Annotated in this window: 15 protein-coding genes; 11 read left to right on the top strand and 4 right to left on the bottom strand. The window is 62.7% G+C overall.

The window, feature by feature from the left end:
• Positions 1–130 precede the first annotated feature (130 nt).
• The 6 genes from ACAX43_RS15345 (at position 131) to ACAX43_RS15320 (ending at position 5,050) form a co-directional block, all read left to right on the top strand.
• A complete protein-coding gene (locus ACAX43_RS15345; RefSeq protein WP_370709248.1) occupies positions 131–895 on the top strand; it encodes an SDR family oxidoreductase in 765 nt (254 codons plus the stop codon).
• Positions 896–1,017: 122 nt separating this feature from the next.
• Positions 1,018–1,230 carry an oxidoreductase-like domain-containing protein gene (locus tag ACAX43_RS15340; protein WP_370709247.1) on the top strand — a complete coding sequence of 71 codons (213 nt, stop codon included), beginning with the start codon at positions 1,018–1,020 and terminating at the stop codon, positions 1,228–1,230.
• 51 nt (positions 1,231–1,281) lie between these two features.
• Positions 1,282–2,151 (top strand): NAD-dependent protein deacetylase, encoded by an 870-nt coding sequence (locus tag ACAX43_RS15335; RefSeq protein WP_370709246.1) that lies wholly within the window; start codon positions 1,282–1,284, stop codon positions 2,149–2,151.
• Between the two features lie 90 nt (positions 2,152–2,241).
• On the top strand, positions 2,242–2,874 hold the full coding sequence (locus ACAX43_RS15330) for a DUF938 domain-containing protein (protein ID WP_370709245.1): 633 nt from the start codon (positions 2,242–2,244) through the stop codon (positions 2,872–2,874).
• Positions 2,875–3,054: 180 nt separating this feature from the next.
• Entirely contained in the window at positions 3,055–4,464 is a 1,410-nt protein-coding gene (gndA, locus tag ACAX43_RS15325; protein WP_370709244.1) for an NADP-dependent phosphogluconate dehydrogenase, read from the top strand.
• A gap of 268 nt (positions 4,465–4,732) precedes the next feature.
• Positions 4,733–5,050 (top strand): DUF4148 domain-containing protein, encoded by a 318-nt coding sequence (locus ACAX43_RS15320; protein WP_370709243.1) that lies wholly within the window; start codon positions 4,733–4,735, stop codon positions 5,048–5,050.
• Positions 5,051–5,181: 131 nt separating this feature from the next.
• Here the strand turns inward: ACAX43_RS15320 and ACAX43_RS15315 are convergent, their stop codons facing one another.
• Positions 5,182–5,937, bottom strand: a complete 756-nt coding sequence (locus ACAX43_RS15315) for a DUF2968 domain-containing protein (protein WP_370709242.1) — start codon at positions 5,935–5,937, stop codon at positions 5,182–5,184.
• A 179-nt stretch (positions 5,938–6,116) separates the two neighbouring features.
• A complete protein-coding gene (locus tag ACAX43_RS15310; RefSeq protein ID WP_370709241.1) occupies positions 6,117–6,437 on the bottom strand; it encodes a hypothetical protein in 321 nt (106 codons plus the stop codon).
• A 248-nt stretch (positions 6,438–6,685) separates the two neighbouring features.
• On the opposite strand from ACAX43_RS15310, the gene ACAX43_RS15305 reads away from it, so the two are divergent.
• From ACAX43_RS15305 to ACAX43_RS15290, 4 genes are all read left to right on the top strand, one after another.
• Positions 6,686–6,997 carry a cupin domain-containing protein gene (locus ACAX43_RS15305; protein WP_370709240.1) on the top strand — a complete coding sequence of 104 codons (312 nt, stop codon included), beginning with the start codon at positions 6,686–6,688 and terminating at the stop codon, positions 6,995–6,997.
• Positions 6,998–7,144: 147 nt separating this feature from the next.
• Positions 7,145–7,909, top strand: a complete 765-nt coding sequence (locus ACAX43_RS15300) for a peptidoglycan DD-metalloendopeptidase family protein (protein ID WP_370709239.1) — start codon at positions 7,145–7,147, stop codon at positions 7,907–7,909.
• Between the two features lie 141 nt (positions 7,910–8,050).
• Positions 8,051–9,058 (top strand): low-specificity L-threonine aldolase, encoded by a 1,008-nt coding sequence (gene ltaE / locus ACAX43_RS15295; protein WP_370709238.1) that lies wholly within the window; start codon positions 8,051–8,053, stop codon positions 9,056–9,058.
• Between the two features lie 597 nt (positions 9,059–9,655).
• Positions 9,656–12,109 carry a glycogen/starch/alpha-glucan phosphorylase gene (locus tag ACAX43_RS15290; RefSeq protein WP_370709237.1) on the top strand — a complete coding sequence of 818 codons (2,454 nt, stop codon included), beginning with the start codon at positions 9,656–9,658 and terminating at the stop codon, positions 12,107–12,109.
• Positions 12,110–12,192: 83 nt separating this feature from the next.
• Here the strand turns inward: ACAX43_RS15290 and ACAX43_RS15285 are convergent, their stop codons facing one another.
• Complete coding sequence (locus ACAX43_RS15285; RefSeq protein WP_370709236.1) at positions 12,193–13,284, bottom strand: hypothetical protein; 1,092 nt, start codon at positions 13,282–13,284, stop codon at positions 12,193–12,195.
• A 336-nt stretch (positions 13,285–13,620) separates the two neighbouring features.
• Positions 13,621–14,010: a DUF6232 family protein gene (locus ACAX43_RS15280; protein ID WP_370709235.1), complete on the bottom strand. Its 390-nt coding sequence runs from the start codon at positions 14,008–14,010 to the stop codon at positions 13,621–13,623.
• Positions 14,011–14,398: 388 nt separating this feature from the next.
• On the opposite strand from ACAX43_RS15280, the gene ACAX43_RS15275 reads away from it, so the two are divergent.
• Positions 14,399–15,883 (top strand): alkaline phosphatase family protein, encoded by a 1,485-nt coding sequence (locus ACAX43_RS15275; RefSeq protein WP_370709234.1) that lies wholly within the window; start codon positions 14,399–14,401, stop codon positions 15,881–15,883.
• Positions 15,884–15,915 lie beyond the last annotated feature (32 nt).

The raw sequence follows: 15,915 nt of genomic DNA, 5'->3' as shown, positions 1-15,915 counted from the left end.
ACAGGAACGGCAAAATAATGAAAGCGCGCTGAAAGACGTTGTGCTTCGCGGCCGCCGCGCCATCGCATTGTGACAGGCGACCGGCTGTTGTATGGTTCCAAGGCTAAAGAAACGGACCAGGAGACGCGCTGTGACAGAAACGGGAATCAAGAAGGTTGCTTTGGTGACGGGCGCAGGCAGCGGCATCGGCTGCGCGTGTGCGCTCAAGCTGCTGGCGCACGGCTATAGCGTCGTGCTCGCGGGCCGTCGTCAGGCGCCGCTCGACGCGGTCGTCGAAGAAGCACGGCAGCAGGGTGGCGACGCGCTCGCCGTGACTTGCGACGTGACGGACGTAGAAAGCGTCGCGGCACTGTTCGACACGATCCGCACGCGGCGCGGCCGGCTCGACGTGCTGTTCAACAACGCGGGCCGCAACGGTTCGCCGGTGGATATCGACGAACTCGATATCGACGAATGGCGCTCGGTGGTCGACACCAATCTCACTGGCGTATTTCTCTGCACGCGCGCCGCCTTCGGCCTGATGAAAACGCAGACGCCGCGCGGCGGCCGCATCATCAACAATGGCTCGATTTCGGCGCATGCGCCGAGGCCGAACAGCATCGCCTACACAGCGACCAAGCATGCGATCACCGGCATCACGAAAGCCGTTTCGCTCGATGGCCGCAAATACGACATCGTGTGCGGGCAAATCGATATCGGCAACGCGGCGACGGAAATGGCCGAGCGGATGGCGCGCGGCGTGCCGCAGGCAAACGGCGCAATCGCGGTCGAGCCGTTGATGGACGTTCAGCACGTCGCGGACGCGGTGCTGCATATGGCGGAATTGCCGCTGTCGGCGAACGTGCAGTTCATGACCATCATGGCGAGCAAGATGCCGTTCGTCGGACGGGGCTGAGCGGGCGCTGAAAAAACTCGACCCGGCTCGGGAGGCCGGGCTTGAGGCACGAGCCGCCGCCGCACGCGGCGCGGAAGATCAACTTATACTGAGCGCTCCCGCCTTCCGGAAAGCGATTCGCCGTGCCCCGAGCCACACCCAAGGACGACCCGCAGCCGGTGCCGCCCGTGCAGCCCGATCTCGACGATTGTTGTCATAGTGGCTGCAATCCGTGTGTCTTCGATCTCTACGATGAAGCGCTCGACCGCTACCAGGCCGCGCTAGCCGAGTGGCAAGCACGGCAGGCGGTGCGGACAGTACACGCGCGACCAGGCAAGCCGCGCACGCGCCGTTGAGCGGCGTTTCAGGTTTTACGCCGAGCCCGCAGCCATCCTAATGTCCCCGTCATGACCGACCTTCAACCCGCGTCCATCGAAGCCGTCAACGAATCGCACACACTGGACGACCTGCATACCTTCGTGCAGCGTTATCCGCGTCTGTTCGTGCTGACGGGCGCGGGCATCAGTACCGACTCGGGCATTCCCGGTTATCGCGACGATAACGGCGAATGGAAGCGTTCGCCGCCGATCACCCTGCAGGAATTTCTCGGCACCGTCGCGATGCGCCAGCGCTATTGGGCGCGCAGCATGGTCGGCTGGCCGGTGGTCGCCGACGCGCAGCCGAACGCCGCCCATATCGCGCTGGCCCGGCTCGAGGCAGCGGGCCATGTGCCGACGCTGGTTACGCAGAACGTCGACGGTCTGCATCAGCGGGCGGGCAGCCGCGCGGTGATCGAACTGCACGGCGGCATCGGCGGTGTGACGTGTCTGGACTGCGGGACGCAGCATTCGCGCGCGTCTATCCAGCAGACGCTCGAAGCCGACAACCCCGCGTTGCTGAACGTCGTCGCCGAAACCGCTGCCGACGGCGACGCGCATCTCGAGTGGCACGATCTCAAGGCTTTCCGCATTCCGCCGTGCTCGAACTGCGGCGGCTTGCTGAAGCCTTCGGTGGTGTTCTTCGGCGAAAGCGTGCCGCGTGAGCGTGTCGAAGCGGCCTCGCATGCGCTCGATACGGCGGACGCTGTGCTGGTGGTGGGTTCGTCGCTGATGGTTTATTCGGGCTACCGCTTCTGCGTGTGGGCGCAAAAGCAGGGCAAGCCGATCGTCGCGATCAATCTGGGGCGCACGCGCGCCGATGCGCTGCTGTCGCTGAAAATCGTGGCGCCCTGTGGGGATACGCTGACTGCATTGGCGGGGCGGCTGGCGCTGGATTGATTAGACCGCTCGGGCCGCACGCGGCCTGAACTACGACCGTGAACTCGCAGAAAGAGTGCGCACGGCCCTGTACTGCAACAAAAGCTCACTATGACTCATTTCCATCCGGCGCCGCAGCAACGTTCGCCTTCCGCGGAACGCAACCGCGAACCGATTCTCGCCGTGCTGCGCGAGGTGCTGCCCGCCACCGGCCGCGTGCTGGAGATCGCGAGCGGGACCGGCCAGCATGCCATCTGCTTCGCCGGCGCGTTGCCCGGTCTCGACTGGCAACCGAGCGATCTCGATGTGGACGCGCGTGCGTCGATCGCGGCCTGGATCGCGCATGAAGGATTGGCGAATGTGCGCGCACCGCTCGCTCTCGACGTCCATCAAGCGGATTGGGGCGTCGGCACGCTCGACGCGGTAGTCTGCATCAACATGATTCACATCTCGCCCTGGAGCGCGACGCAAGCGTTGTTCGCAGGCGCGAGCCGCCGGCTCGTCGACGGCGGTGTTCTGTATCTGTACGGTCCTTACAAACGTGGCGGCGCGCAAACCTCGCCGAGCAACGAGGCGTTCGATCAACAATTGCGCAGCCGCGACCCCGCGTGGGGCGTGCGCGACATGGAAGCCGTGGTAGCGTTAGGCGCATCGGTCGGGCTCGTGTGCGACGAGGCGATCGCGATGCCGGCCAACAATTTCAGTCTGGTGTTCAGGAAACGCCAGGACGCGACGCCGGTCTGACAAACGTTCGGCCGCAAGCCGGCGCCTAATGGCGGCGTCATGGAGTGCGTCATCAAGCGCTGCGCGTTGCCCGCCAACGAGCGGCAAGGCGGCATTTCTTTTATCCTTTCACCCTCGACGTCCCGCCCGCGTTTCTTCCGGCGTGGTGTCTCGACATTTTTTGGACTCTGGAGAATTCACATGGGCAAACAGGCAATCGGCGTGGTGGGGCTGGCGGTCATGGGCCGCAATCTGGCGCTCAACATCGAGAGCCGCGGCCACGCGGTGTCGGTGTTCAACCGTAGCCGCGCAAAAACCGACGAACTCATCGCCGAATATCCGGACAAGAAGCTGGTGCCGGCCTTCACGCTGGAAGCGTTCGTGGAGTCGCTGGAAAAACCGCGCCGCATTCTGCTGATGGTCAAGGCAGGCGAGCCGACCGACGCCACCATCGCCTCGCTCAAACCGCTGCTGGACAAGGGCGATATTCTGATCGACGGCGGCAACACCCATTTCACCGACACCATTCGCCGCAATCAGGAACTGGCGAAAGCCGGCTTGCATTTCATCGGCACGGGCGTGTCGGGCGGCGAGGAGGGTGCGCTGAAAGGGCCGTCGATCATGCCGGGCGGCCAGCGCGACGCCTACGATCTGGTCGCACCGATCCTTACCGAGATCGCCGCGAAGGCGCCGGACGGCGAGCCGTGCGTGGCCTACATGGGACCGGACGGCGCAGGCCACTTCGTGAAGATGGTGCACAACGGCATCGAATACGGCGACATGCAACTGATCGCCGAAAGTTATGCGGTACTCAAGCAGGTTGTCGGCCTGTCGAACGAAGAGCTGGGCAAGGTCTACACCGAATGGAATCAGGGCGAACTCGACAGCTATCTGATCGAAATCACCTCGAAGATTTTCGCCAGGAAAGATGAGGAAACCGGCAAGGATCTGGTCGACGTGATTCTCGATCGCGCGGCGCAGAAGGGCACCGGCAAGTGGACGAGCCAGAACGCACTCGACCTGGGCGCGCCGCTGCCGCTGATTACGGAAGCCGTCTTTGCGCGCGTGCTGTCGTCGCTGAAGGATCAGCGCGTGGCCGCGAGCAAGGTGCTCGAAGGACCGAAGGCGAAGCCGCTCGGCGCCGAGCGTGATGCATTCATCGAATCGGTGCGCCGTGCGTTGTACTTCAGCAAGGTAATTTCGTACGCGCAAGGTTTCGCGCAACTGCGTGCGGCGTCGGAAGAGTACAAGTGGGATCTCGATTTCGGCACGATCGCGAAGATTTTCCGCGCCGGCTGTATCATTCGCGCCCGCTTCCTGCAGAAGATCACCGACGCCTATACGAACGACAAAGCGATCGCCAATCTGCTACTCGATCCGTACTTCCGCGACATCGCCAAAAATTACCAGTCGGCGTTGCGCGAGGTGGTGATTGCCGCCATCAACGCGGGCGTGCCGGTGCCGGCATTCGCGTCGGCGGTTGCCTATTTCGACGCGTATCGTTCGGAACGCCTGCCGGCGAACCTCGTGCAGGCACAGCGCGATTTCTTCGGCGCGCATACGTTCGAGCGTATCGACAAACCGGGTAGCTTCCACGCGAACTGGAGCTAAGGGTTTGAATCGTGGCCGGGCGCGCGCGCTTGCCGTAAGGCGCGTCTGGCTGCGACACCTATCGGATTCCAGAGGAGGAATTGTTGCTGAAAAATATTGCGAGAATGGCTGGGCGGCACGGCAAACTGATTACTGTTGCGAAAATTGAAATAGAGTTTCGTCATTTTAGGTGTTTACCCTAGGGCTCGACACTCCTAAACTTCGATTTATGCGCTACGGGACAACAAGCCCCAAAGCGAATTAAAAACAAGTTCTGGAGGTTTACATCATGAAGACTCTTATCTCTGCAGTTGTCGTCGCCGCCGCTCTGGTTGCTCCTGTCGCTTCGTTTGCCCAGTCGAACCAGCCGGTCTCGCGCGCTCAGGTCCGCGCTGAACTCGTGCAACTCGAAAAGGCCGGCTACAACCCGGTTGGCAATCAGATCGACTACCCGGCCAACATTCAGGCCGCTCAAGCACGCGTCGATGCGCAGAACGGCACCGCTCAAGCGATGAACAGCGGCTATGGCGCGCCGATCGCAGGCAGCTCGCAAGCCGGCCGTCCCGTGAGCGGCAATGACCGTAACGCGGTCTACTTCGGCAACTAAGTTGCGCTGAAGCTGATGCAACCGCCGCCTGACTAACAGGTGGCGCGCAATAAAGAACGCCGTCCGATTTTCGGACGGCGTTTTGTCGTGTGCGGCTCTGTTTGGCCGTCAACGCGATTTCAACCGGCGGCTCAACGATTCGGCAAATGCGGAATCCCTTCATTGCTCGTCAGATTGAGCTGGTGAATCTGCCGATGCGCCTTGTTCAGATGCGCCTGCGCGGCCACGCGTTGCGCTTCCAGTTGCGACACCTCCTTGCGCACCTGATGCTGCCGGTTCGACACCGTTTGTTCCTGCGCGCCGCGCCGCTGCAGATCGGTGCGCAGTCGTTCGGCGTGCGCCTCTGAGCGCGCGATCATGCGCGCCAGCTGCTCGTTTTGCGCCTCCAATTGCGCGCGGCGGGTTTCGCCGTCCGAGAGCCGCGTCGCCTGATCCTCGAAATGATGGAAGGCCGCTTCAGCGGCTTCGAGGTCGTTGGCTTTCAGCGCGTGCCACAGCGAGCCGTCCTGATACAGCGCGACGTAGTAAGCCAGTTCCTTCGCGTGGAATAGCAGGCTGACCGAATAGGCGAAGCTGCGGAAGACGCGGAACGGCGTCAGTGCTTCTTCCTCGGCCAACCATTCCACTTCGGCGGTGTCGGCCATCTGTACGCCGCGCGCGCTGACCTGCGTGGGCACCACCGGCACCGGCCGTAACGTCGTCACCGGCCGCGCCGGCTCGGGGGCAGGGGCAGCCGCAGCGGCGGGCGCGGCGCCGGCGGCCGCCGCGGCCAACGTTGCTTCCTCGCTGTCGTCGGCCGATACGGGACCGGCGGTGTTCTCTCGTGCGACCTGCACGAGGTGCGATGGACCTGCGAGCACGGTGCGGCGTGTCAGGAGACTTTTCACGGCGATTCCTCCGGTTTGACTCGCCCGAAACCCTGCAGACAGCGCCGACGGTCACGCATGCCGGACAATCTGGCGGTTCGAGCGGTGGGCGAAAAGTGGCGGACCGGCGGCGCCTGGTGATGAGCGCCGGGGTGCGCGGCAGTGCGGATGCGATCCGCTCATGCAGCCTTGATGCGTCTCTAATGCAGGGTGCGAGACCGTCGGCCTATTTCATCGAACAGCGCGCGGCTCGGTTCGAGGGCGAGCAGCCAGGATTCGTCGTAGCCGCTCAGATTGTCGAGCGCCTCGCGCAACCGTTCGATCGCCAAGGCGGGGATCTCGACGCTGGCTTCGACGCCGCTCGACAATCCCGCGATGCTGGCCAGCTGAACCAGTGCGTCGGCGGCCTCGGCCACGTCTGCCGCGAAAACCAGATGCGTATTCAGCAACTCGGCCAAGCCGGGCGACGCCGCAATGTCGTCCACGTTGAGTTGCACGGCCAGAAAGGTGGCTTTGTTCATCCCCAGCTCCTCGCATATTTCAGACGTTTTGCTTACAGTGCGTTGCGGCAGCATGAGGGAGTATAGGCGAGGGTTGAAAGGATTCAATGCTCACACGAATACAGCGGGGCAATGTCGTGCCGGCAGTTGTATCTGCCGCAGGTCCTATAATGGGCCACTCGAAACGTGCGACTCAGGCAGGCCGGGTGGTCCGGTATGCGGCAGAGATAGCGCGTCGACGGCATCTGCTCTCCTACCGGCTATTCACCATGAAAATCATTCGCAGCAAGAGCTTTACCGCGACGCGTCCGTGGGGCGCGCTCGATATCGCCAACATGGGCGGCATCACGACGCGCCTGCATTGGACCGATCAGCCGTATAAATGGCACGTCAACGACGGCGAGGAAGTGTTTGCCGTGCTCGACGGTCGCGTCGAGATGCGTTACCGCGAAGCCGGCGCCGAACAGTCGGCCATTCTGGAAACGGGCGATGTGTTCTACGCGTCGGTGGGCACCGAACATGTCGCGCATCCGATCGGCGCGGCGCGCATTCTGGTGGTCGAGTCCGAGGGCAGTGCCTGACGACCCCCCGGACGCCGCCGCATTGGCGCCGACCGCGGCGCCCCTGGCAGCATAATCGTCACGCACGGCTGTGCCCTCCGTCTAGCGGCACGGGAATTGCTACGGGCTGGTTGAATCCGATTGAACCAAAGTGTCGAGGAAAATCACATGACAAGACAATGGCAATTCACGGGGACCCGGTTGCTGATGGCGGCCGCGCTTGGCGTCCTGTTTACCGGCTGTACGACGATGCCGTGGGATAGCACGCCGTTCTACAGCAATGCGCCTGCCCGCCCGACTACGCTTGGAACGGTCCCTGTGCCGGCCGGTTACTACCGTGCCAATCCGGGTGACACGCTGGCGGGCATCGCCGCGGCTTACGGCCATAAGCCGCAGGAGATCGCAGCCTGGAACGGCCTCGCGTCGAATTCGGCGGTCAATCCGGGGCAGGTGCTGCGGGTGTCTCCGCCGATGGCGTCGGGCAGTGTGGTGACTCCACCGGTCAATGTTGCTGGCCAGAATAGTCCGGGCGCCACGCCGGCTACTCCCGGCGTTCCTCTGCAAGGCGTGCTGCAGTGGCCGCTGCGCGGTCCGGTGCTGAAGGCCTTCGCGCCGGGCAAGTCGAACGGCATCGTGATTGGCGGCCGCCCGGGCGATCCGGTCAAGGCCGCCGCCACCGGCCGGGTGGTCTATGCCGGCTCGGGTATCGAGGCGTACGGCCCGCTCATCATCATCAAGCACGACGACTCGCTGATCACCGCCTACGGTCAGAACAGCACGCTGCTCGTCAAGGAAGGCGACGCTGTCGCGCAAGGGCAAACCATCGGCGAAGTCGGCGTGGATAGCCGTGGCGTGGCGTCGATACAGTTCGAAGTCCGCCAGAACGGCCAGCCAGTCGATCCGCTTGCGTGGCTGCCGAAGTCGGGCGGATGATTCTCACCGCCGTGTTAATTGAATACACTGTGTGGCTAAACCGCCTGAGCCGCGTCCCCATTTGGGCAGACGCGGCGGCACGCGGGCCGACAGTGACAGGCTGTCATACGTAGACAAACAGGGACACACAAGGCTCTCACAATGATCGATTTGCGCAGCGATACCGTAACCCGTCCGACTCCGGCAATGCTCGCGGCCATGTCGGCCGCAGAAGTGGGCGACGACGTCTGGGGCGACGACCCAACCGTGCTGCGTCTGCAAGCCACGGTCGCGGAGCGCGCCGGCAAGGCGGCCGGCCTGTTCTTCCCGAGCGGCACGCAGAGCAATCTGGCGGCATTGATGGCGCACTGCGCGCGTGGCGACGAATACATCGTCGGCCAGTTGGCTCACACGTATAAGTACGAAGGCGGCGGTGCCGCGGTGCTCGGCAGCATCCAGCCGCAGCCGCTCGAGAACGCGGAAGACGGGTCGATCCCGCTCGAGAAGATCGCTGCCGCGATCAAGCCGATCGACAATCACTTCGCGCGCACGCGATTGCTGGCGTTGGAAAACACCATCGGGGGCAAGGTGCTGCCGGCGGGTTACGTCGCCGAGGCGGTGCAGCTCGCGCGCCAACGCGGTCTGTCGGCTCACCTGGACGGCGCGCGGGTCTACAACGCGGCGGTCGCGTCGGGCAAGCCGGTCGCGGCGCTGTGCGAGCCGTTCGATTCGATCTCGATCTGTTTTTCGAAAGGCCTGGGCGCGCCGGTTGGCTCGGTGCTGGTCGGCAGCCAGGCGCTGATCGACGTGGCGCATCGCTGGCGCAAGGTGCTGGGCGGCGGCATGCGGCAGGCTGGCGTGCTGGCGGCGGCCTGCCTGTACGCGTTGGATCACAACGTCGAACGTCTCGCGGACGATCACGCGAACGCCGCGCATCTGGCGGCCGGTCTGGAGGCTATCGAGCAGGTCAAGGTGCAGTCGATCGCGACCAACATGGTGTTCGCCCAGTTTCCGCAGCAGCATTGTGCGCCGCTGGAAGCATGGCTCAAGGAGCGCGGCGTCCTTACGCAGATGCTGTACGCGTCGCGATTCGTCACGCATAAGGATGTGTCGCGTGCCGATATCGATACGTTTATCGCGGCGGTGAAGGAGTATTTCGCCGCGCGTTGATCGAGAGAACAGGGTTGCCGGCAAGCCAGGATCGAACTGCCCGAGTTTGAAAGATCGGGATCATAAAAGCGGGCGCACTGCCACGGCAGCGCGCCCGCTTTGTTTTTACGCAGCGACGGCAGCTGCGCAAGACACCGTTCTGTTTGCATGTAATGCAACTAACGGTCAAGCCCGCACCCCGTTTTCGAATGGGCGAAGTTGGCGGCGTAACGTAAGCCCTTCCGATACAACCGATCCGCAGGGGAGGCGGCTCGATTCGACCACCTATGAGTGCCATGGATTCATTCATCCGAGCGTTACACAAAAAAACAATGCCTCGGTGCGCTTTCGGCGTGCCGCTAAGTGCCCGCATTTATTTACTTGTTTTACGAGCCGATGCGCGCGTACAGGCCGTTTGCGCCGCATCCGTGCGCACTGCCGCCGAAGCACCGCGTGTCGGCGGGCATGGCATGTGCGTGCTCAATCGCTCCCGCTCGCCGATGTCTGCGGGCAGTAAAATGTCCTACTCTGTTTGTTAACCCGCCTGACCGGCACGCGCCTCCCGTCCGTCATCTGTGCGGTTCGCGCATGTCGCGTCGTTTTTTCCCGGAGGCTTCGATGACAGCCGTCGATCTGGAATTCGACCAGCTCAACAGTACCGTCGACGCGCTACGGCGCTCAATTTCCAATCGCATGATGTACGGCGTCGGCAAAGATGCCGTCACCGCTCACCCGCATGACTGGTTGCATGCCGCAGCGCTCGCCGTGCGCGACCGGTTGGTCGCGCGATGGATGAAGACCACGCGCCTGCAGTACGAACAGGACGTCAAACGCGTCTACTACCTGTCGATGGAATTCCTGATCGGCCGCACGTTTACGAACGCGCTGCTCGCCCTCGGCATCCACGATCAGATGAAGGAAGCGCTCGCGAGTCTGGGCGTCGATATGGACATGCTGATCAATATCGAGCCTGACGCCGCACTCGGCAACGGCGGCCTCGGCCGGCTCGCTGCCTGTTTTCTCGATTCGATGGCGACGCTCGGTATTCCGGGCTTCGGCTACGGTATCCGATACGAATATGGCATGTTTCGCCAGGAGATCGTCGACGGTGAGCAGGTCGAAGCGCCGGACTACTGGCTGCGCGCGGGCAATCCGTGGGAGTTTCCGCGGCCGGAGATCAAGTATATGGTGCACTTCGGCGGTCGCACGGTGCAGCGCGGCGAGCACGTCGAATGGATCGACACAGAACATGTGAATGCAACCGCGTACGACACCGTCATTCCCGGGTATGCGACGGACGCAACTAATACGCTGCGCCTGTGGTCGGCGCGCGCCACCGAAGAACTCGATCTCGGCGCGTTCAATCGTGGCGACTACCGCAACGCGGTCGACACGAAGAACATGTCGGAGAATGTCTCGCGGCTGCTGTACCCGGACGACTCGACGCCGGCCGGCCGCGAATTGAGGCTGCGTCAGGAATACTTTTTCGTCTCGGCGACCATGCAGGATCTGATTCGCCGCTATCAGCGCACGCACAGCACGTTCGGGCGCTTCTCCGAAAAGGTCGCCGTGCATCTGAACGACACGCACCCCGTGCTGGCGATTCCGGAACTGATGCGATTGCTGGTGGATGTCCATCACCTGCCGTGGGACAAGGCGTGGAAGCACGTCACGCAGATCTTCTCGTACACGAACCACACCTTGATGCCCGAAGCGCTCGAAACGTGGGACGTGGAAATGCTCTCGCGCCTGCTGCCGCGGCATCTGGAGATCATCTTCGAGATCAACGCCGGGTTTCTCAAGCATGTCAGCGAGCAATCGGGACATGACGCCGAGATGATCCGCCGCATTTCGCTGGTCGACGAATATGGTCAACGGCGCGTGCGGATGGCGTATCTGGCGATCGTCGCGAGTCACAAGGTGAATGGTGTGTCCAAGCTGCATTCGCAACTGATGACGCGCGATATCTTCGCCGACTTCGCGCGCATCTATCCGGACCGCTTCACTAACGTGACCAACGGCATCACGCCGCGGCGCTGGCTCGCGCAAGCGAGTCCGTCGCTGTCGTCGCTGATCGATCAGCAGATCGGCAAGCATTGGCGCAGCGATCTGTTCGAGCTGGAACAACTGCGCAGTCTGCGCAACGACAGCGCGTTCATCGACGCCTTCCGTGAAGCGAAGCGGCAGAATAAATTGCGTCTCGTGCAGCGACTCGCGCATCACACGAAGCTGCACTTCGATCCCGATGCGTTGTTCGACCTTCAGGTCAAACGCATTCACGAATACAAGCGGCAGTTGTTGAATGTGCTTCACGTGATCGTGCGCTACAACCAGATTCGTGCGAATCCGGAGCGCGATTGGGTGCCGCGTGTGGTGATGTTCGCCGGCAAGGCCGCCTCCGCGTACCGGATGGCGAAGACGATCATCAAGCTGATTGGTGACGTCAGCCAGAAAGTCAATCACGATCCGTTGATCGGCAATCGCCTGAAGGTGGTGTTCGTGCCGAACTACGGCGTGAGCGTGGCAGAGTTGATCATTCCGGCGGCCGATCTGTCGGAGCAGATTTCGATGGCCGGCACCGAAGCGTCGGGCACCGGCAACATGAAGCTCGCGTTGAACGGCGCGTTGACGATCGGCACGATGGACGGCGCGAACATCGAGATCTGCGACGCGGTGGGGCGCGACAACATCTTCATTTTCGGCCATACCGCTGACGAAGTGGACAGCCTGCGCGCCACTGGCTACCGGCCGCGGCAAGTCTACGAGGAGAATCTGGATTTGCGCATGGCGCTCGACCAGATTCGCTCGGGCTACTTCTCGCCGGACGATCCGCTGCGCTTCCTGGACATCTTCCACACGCTAGTGGATTGGGGCGATCACTATATGGTGCTCGCCGATTTCGCCGCATTTGCGAAAGCGCAAGACGAGGTGGATGCGCGTTTCGTCGACAAGCGCGCGTGGACCGAGAGCGCGATCGAAAACGTGGCGGGCATGGGGCAGTTTTCGTCGGACCGGACGATTGGCGAATATGCGCGCAATATCTGGCACGTGAATCCGCTCGATATGGACTGACGTGGGCGTGTCTGTGGCGCTTGCTCAAAATGAAAAGGCCGTGCGAAATTTTCGCACGGCCTTTCTTTATCGCACGTTGAATATCACGGCGCGAATCGTTCGCTTTCTTTCGCGGCATGCAGACCGAATTGCCCGCGCGGGAAGTCGAACAGTATGTCGATGTTCTGCATTGCCATCAAACCGACCACGATGCGGTTCGCGTCGGGCTTGGCCTTGACGATCGTGACTTGCGCGGTCTCGTAACGGTGCACCCAGGGCCCCGTGCCGATTGCCGTCTCGTAGTTGCCCTGGTCGAGCACGTTGCCGACGTCGTTGTCGCCGGTCCAGTTCGGCGCCTTGTCCGTTTCGATGCGGATCATGCCGGTGCTGCCGGTTGCGAACACCAGCGGCGCGCAGAAGGTCATCTTGTTGCCCACATTCACGCAGCCTCGCGGCCATTGCGCCGTGCCGTCTTTCGACACGGTCATCGGTACCATTGTGTAGTCTTTCGTGATGGCGTTCGAGGGGCTCAACACCATGTACGGTTTTGCGAAGTTCGAGTGCACCAGATAGCGTTGGCCGATGTTGCCGGGCAACGCGCGCAGCGGTTGCGTATAGCTGCCGCCGTTCGACTGCGCGGCGCCGACGCCGAAAATGCCGGAGAACGCCCAGCCGAATTCACCGGTGTAGCCGTCCATCGCCACGCAGTGCCGCGCGTTAGGCAGGCAGCGCACGGTGTCGACCGCTTGCGCGGCGATCGGCGCGGACGTGGTGCCGGCCAGGCTGATCGGTACTTTTACGCCCGCGCCGAGAATCTCCGCGCCGTTCGCGAATGACAACGACGTCACGCCGCCGGCGCTTGCATAGTTCGAACCCGGCAGCACCGACTTCAACACCCGCACGCCTTGCGTGCCCGTGTCGAGTGCGACGTACACCGGCTTACCGTCAAGCTGGACCGGCAGGCCGAGGCGCGCGTGATCTTCGTCGGCGCGTTCCACGTGCAGCGGAATCAACAGGCCGTCGTTGCCGCCGTTGATCAGCGCGGCATTGGGAGCCGGCGGCGTGGGGGTGGGGAAGGTGGTGGAACAGCCGGTCAGTGCGATGAGCGCGCCGGTTGAGACCAGCGCCGCCGCGGTGGAATGACGAAAATGATGACCAAAACGCCGGCGTGCGGCATCGAGAGACGACAGGAACATAGGATCACGCTTTGCAAAAAAAGGCGGGTCCCTGGCGAAGGCGATGCATCGTGAGCTGCGAGTTGGACAGCACTGGCGGCAATCTCACTGGATTGCCGCGGCGTGGGCGGGGAAACCGGGACGCTTGCGGGGGCCTGCGGGAGGGAACACGCGATAACAGGAGCCGCGACTCTACACGGCTAGTCGCGGGCAATTGCAAAGATATGTCAAGGTTCGGGGTGCGGCTAGAGACTTGCTCGTGCAAGCATTGATCTATGTCAATAGTCGCGTGGATGCCGGATCACGGTAGCGTGCGCGGGGCCCAGCGTGGCGCCGGGCGTTTTTGGACGAAACGGCTCAGGCCTTGCCAACCGCAGGGGCTGCCTTCGCCTCGTGCACGGCCTCGGCGACCCGCTCGACGAACTCGCGATCCGTGCTCATCAGCGCCTCACGCACACCATTAGTGGTCTGCACCATCAGACGATGCGTGACGTCCTGTGTCGCCCAGGTGAGCCAGCCGACCACCACCAGCATCGTGCCGCACACCATGCCGACCGGCGAGTGCAATATCCCGCCGACGATAGCGCCGACGAGTCCAAGCAACGAGATTGTGCGTGGCAAGATCTTGTTCTTCTGCACGGTGACGACCTGCACATCCACGATATCGCGCAGCGGAAAAACCTGGCCGGCGGACGAGAGTGCGTTACGCGTGACCGATACGCCACGATCATTGAAAGGGGTTTCCATCGAGTCGAATACAGGCGGTAGCAAAGGGCGCAGCGTATCAGACTTTAGTTAACTACCATCAAGGGTTTTCTGCTGAATAGCTCCTCTGTTGCCAAGGCTCAACCGGTGCCTGACTAAAAATCTCAGGCCATTTGCGTGGCGCCATTCGCAGGTGCCCGCGGCGCTCGCAAACGGACTGTTCCGCAAGGCAGGAATGCAGGGGCGATCTCCCCGGGTGCCTACATATGCCCGCTGTAGGGTGCGGCAACGCTAGTTATCCGCAAAGAGAGGCGGGCAGTCTGCCCTCGCGGAGGCGGGAACACTAAGTGCTGTCTCGATCGACTGAATCGCACACAGCGGCACGAATACAGCCGCGCGATTTACAAATAAACCCATCGGAGACAACACTATGAGCACTCGGCCCACGAATCCGCCCGATCCAGCACGCCGGAAAATTCTCGCTGCGCTTGCAAGTTCTGTCGCATTGTCGGCTTGCGGCGGAGGTGGCGGGGGCGCCTCCGGTTCAGGCGGCTCCACGCCTGTGATCGGCTCAGTCCCGCCGGCTCGCGCAAATCTTCCGCGTTCCCCATTGCCCGATCCGGCGACCTCGGGCATCGACCACGTCGTGCTCGTCACGATGGAAAACCGTTCCTTCGATCATCTGCTGGGTTGGGTGCCCAACGCCGAAAGCGCGCAGACGGGGCGCACGTTTTCCGATGCGTTCGGCGCAGCACACGCGTCGTTCGCGCTCTCTGCAAATCCGGCGTATGGATTCCAGGGCTGCGCGTATGCGGATCCGAATCACGCCTACGATGCTGGGCGCGTCCACCTGGCAAACGGTGCGATGAACGGCTTTCTGAAGACGCCGGGCACTAGCCTCACGCCGGGTGACTTGCTGCCGATCGGCTATTTCCAGTCCGCGGATCTCGACTTCTACCGAGGGGCTGCCGCGCAATACACTGTTTGCGACTACTACATGAGCGGCATTCTCGCCGACACCTACCCGAACCGGATCTACCTGCATAGCGGTGAGACGGATCGCCTCGCCGACACGCTTGACTCGTCGTCGTTACCGACGATCTGGGACCGCCTCGACGCGAAGAATGTCTCGTCGGCCTACTATTTCCACGACGTACCGTTCACGGCGCTCTACGGAACCCGCTATGTCGGACGCTCGAAGCTGTTTGCCGAGTTCCTGACCGATGCGGCCGCAGGCACGTTACCGTCGTTCTGTATGGTCGATCCGAGTTTCGGCGGCGAATCACAGGGGACGTCGAGCGACGATCATCCCCATGCCGACGTGCGCAACGGCCAGGTGCTGCTGGGACAGATCTACGATGCACTGCGCACAAGCCCGAACTGGAGCAAGACGCTCGTGATCATCGTCTACGACGAGTGGGGCGGCTTCATGGAACATGTCGCGCCGCCGGTGAGGGCGGTGTCGGCCGCTGAGAGCGCGTTGGGCAACGACGGGCGACTCGGGTTTCGCGTGCCCTGCGTGCTGCTCGGACCGCGTGTGCGTGCGAATAACGTCTCGCGCTATCCGTTTGATCCCAGTTCGATCCACAAACTGCTCGCGTGGCGCTTCGGGCTCGATCCGCTCGGCGTGCGAGGAGGCGATTCGGGTACGGTCAACCTGGCGTATGCGTTGGATCTGACGGATGCGCCACGCACCGACGCGCCTGCCATCGCCGTCACGCAGGGTGTCTTCGGCGCGGCGTGTGCGACGTCGGCGTCCACAGTGACCTCGGGCGTGACCGGCATCGCGCAACTGGATAAGAGTCAGCTCACGCCGGGAAGCACTGTCCCCGACACGGCGGTGAGCCCGGTGGGCGGCCGTTTCGCGGAGCTGAGAACGAAGGCTGACGCTCTTGGTTTTCCAACTCCGAAGTAACGAGGCGTCAAGCGTGTTCGCTGCATTCCGTT

Source organism: Paraburkholderia sp. IW21, assembly GCF_041321145.1.
Classification (GTDB): Bacteria; Pseudomonadota; Gammaproteobacteria; order Burkholderiales; family Burkholderiaceae; genus Paraburkholderia.
This window is presented reverse-complemented; position numbering and strand designations above follow the sequence as displayed.

Coding starts and splice junctions, on each gene's coding strand:
- ACAX43_RS15280 (WP_370709235.1), bottom strand. CDS start 14,010: ATGGAAACCCCTTTCAATGATCGTGGCGTATCGGTCACGCGTAACGCA.
- ACAX43_RS15320 (WP_370709243.1), top strand. CDS start 4,733: ATGAAGACTCTTATCTCTGCAGTTGTCGTCGCCGCCGCTCTGGTTGCT.
- ACAX43_RS15310 (WP_370709241.1), bottom strand. CDS start 6,437: ATGAACAAAGCCACCTTTCTGGCCGTGCAACTCAACGTGGACGACATT.
- ACAX43_RS15290 (WP_370709237.1), top strand. CDS start 9,656: ATGACAGCCGTCGATCTGGAATTCGACCAGCTCAACAGTACCGTCGAC.
- ACAX43_RS15335 (WP_370709246.1), top strand. CDS start 1,282: ATGACCGACCTTCAACCCGCGTCCATCGAAGCCGTCAACGAATCGCAC.
- ACAX43_RS15330 (WP_370709245.1), top strand. CDS start 2,242: ATGACTCATTTCCATCCGGCGCCGCAGCAACGTTCGCCTTCCGCGGAA.
- ltaE (WP_370709238.1), top strand. CDS start 8,051: ATGATCGATTTGCGCAGCGATACCGTAACCCGTCCGACTCCGGCAATG.
- ACAX43_RS15300 (WP_370709239.1), top strand. CDS start 7,145: ATGACAAGACAATGGCAATTCACGGGGACCCGGTTGCTGATGGCGGCC.
- gndA (WP_370709244.1), top strand. CDS start 3,055: ATGGGCAAACAGGCAATCGGCGTGGTGGGGCTGGCGGTCATGGGCCGC.
- ACAX43_RS15305 (WP_370709240.1), top strand. CDS start 6,686: ATGAAAATCATTCGCAGCAAGAGCTTTACCGCGACGCGTCCGTGGGGC.
- ACAX43_RS15275 (WP_370709234.1), top strand. CDS start 14,399: ATGAGCACTCGGCCCACGAATCCGCCCGATCCAGCACGCCGGAAAATT.
- ACAX43_RS15285 (WP_370709236.1), bottom strand. CDS start 13,284: ATGTTCCTGTCGTCTCTCGATGCCGCACGCCGGCGTTTTGGTCATCAT.